Consider the following 235-nt stretch of genomic DNA (forward strand, 5'->3'; position numbering starts at 1 on the left):
CAGCGCCCGACGGGAACCCCAAAAACAGATCAGATAAAGCTGAAATGACACCGGAAAACCGGACATTTCAACTTTGCTGGCGCCCGGACATTTCAACTTTGCCTGGACAACGTTTGTAGCGGCAAAGCGGTAATGTCCGGTTTTAGCAAAGCAGAAATGTCCGCCTGAGGCGCTCTTCATGGTATTCAGCCTGCCCGGTTGAACACGATGGAGACGCCAGAGGATGGCTAAATCC

Annotated in this window: 1 protein-coding gene; it reads right to left on the bottom strand. The window is 52.3% G+C overall.

The features are described from left to right. The coding region (locus VSR71_RS35270) for a hypothetical protein (RefSeq protein ID WP_342917940.1) at positions 1–180 on the bottom strand (180 nt) is incomplete at its 3' end. Positions 181–235 lie beyond the last annotated feature (55 nt).

This window comes from Cupriavidus oxalaticus (genome assembly GCF_038900635.1).
GTDB lineage: Bacteria > Pseudomonadota > Gammaproteobacteria > Burkholderiales > Burkholderiaceae > Cupriavidus > Cupriavidus oxalaticus_B.